The organism is Photobacterium lucens, assembly GCF_009873615.1.
Taxonomy (GTDB): Bacteria; Pseudomonadota; Gammaproteobacteria; order Enterobacterales; family Vibrionaceae; genus Photobacterium; species Photobacterium lucens.
Window position 1 is genome coordinate 1 of record NZ_SSMG01000086.1, and the last position, 1,283, is coordinate 1,283.

Annotated in this window: 2 protein-coding genes; both read left to right on the forward strand. The window is 35.2% G+C overall.

What is annotated here, in order from left to right:
• Window positions 1-571 precede the first annotated feature (571 nt).
• Window positions 572-778, forward strand: coding sequence for a lytic polysaccharide monooxygenase (locus tag E5A76_RS04865; RefSeq protein ID WP_237459225.1), 207 nt, complete (start codon window positions 572-574; stop codon window positions 776-778).
• A gap of 24 nt (window positions 779-802) precedes the next feature.
• Entirely contained in the window at window positions 803-1,186 is a 384-nt protein-coding gene (locus tag E5A76_RS20585) for a hypothetical protein (protein ID WP_237459223.1), read from the forward strand.
• Window positions 1,187-1,283: the final 97 nt, after the last annotated feature.

A 1,283-nucleotide genomic window follows, 5' to 3' on the forward strand; every position in this document is an offset into this window, starting at 1 on the left:
ACTTAAGTTTTTAAATAAGGCACGAAAAATAGAGAGTATCTTTGTAACTAAATCTCATTTTTTAAATATCTTTTAGTAACGGCATATAAAACGAAAATAGATTATTTGCGAACAAGATCGCTTTATATACATTTTTAACAAGAACATGCGAGAAAAAACAGTCACATTTAAGTGCATTTAAATCCACCTTAGCACATACCATATCAGTATGTGATAGCACTTTTTAGTGTAAATTTAATGGGTTACAAGTAATTGTTAATGTTGTCAAATGTTACAAGATATATGTCATTCGCCGTATCTATTGGTTTTATCTCTTTTATTTCATTAACTTATCCATTGTGGATCATTTTTCTTATGCTAATAAGAAATATTAATTATCCTCTTTAGGATTATTCCCATATAAATTTCGACCGGAAAGGGGATGTTGTAAAACAAGCCATAGATATAAATGCATTGTACATTTTTATAAAGCAATAACGACCTTCTTCTGTTATACACATTGACGCGTGGTTATTAGCGGTAACTAAAATAAAGAGAATAAAAAGAGTCTTCAATAATTAGCAAAATAACAATGTCTGTCGCATTTGCGATTGCGAACTTTTCTGCAATCAGCGCAGCTAATGCTCACGGTTGGTCTGAATTTCCACCTGCTCGTACTGTAATTTGTGATGCTGATGGGAACTACTGGGGTGGTCAGGCGCCAAACCAAGCATGCCGTATCTTATTTGCTGAAAATGGTGGCTACCCATTTACCCAAAAAATGAAAACGCAGCACTAACGAAAGATTACAGCAATATTGCTAGTGAAGAAAGTGGTTACTGACGGACTATTATGTGCAGTTGGTGTTTGGAATACAGATGCTGGTAAGCATGAATTAAATACTGTGGATCTTTTGGCAAATAAAGTTTGGGCAGCAGAAGATAAACATGCATTTACTGTAAGTGTTATCAAACCTCTTGAGCCAATTCCACCCGTTGTCGATCCTGAAGAGCCAGAGATTGGTGATGTACCTACCTATGTTGCAGGAACAGTATACCAAGCGGGTGATAAAGTATCAGCGAAAGACGGTAATGTTTACCAGTGTCATGGTCATATACAGCATGGTATTCACAAGCATCTTATGCACCAGCAGAAAGTCATGTTTGGTCAGAAGCTTGGGTTAAGCTATAAACAATTTATTGAGTAGGTAAAGCCAGCTAATAAGCTGGCTTTTTATTTTCAAGTCTAGGTGTTAAAAATATGACTGCCGTTTTATTGACATATTTAATGATAGATATTTGACG

What these genes read in the sequence shown, in the direction of transcription:
- E5A76_RS04865 (WP_237459225.1), top strand. Translation starts at nt 572, where the DNA reads ATGTCTGTCGCATTTGCGATTGCGAACTTTTCTGCAATCAGCGCAGCT.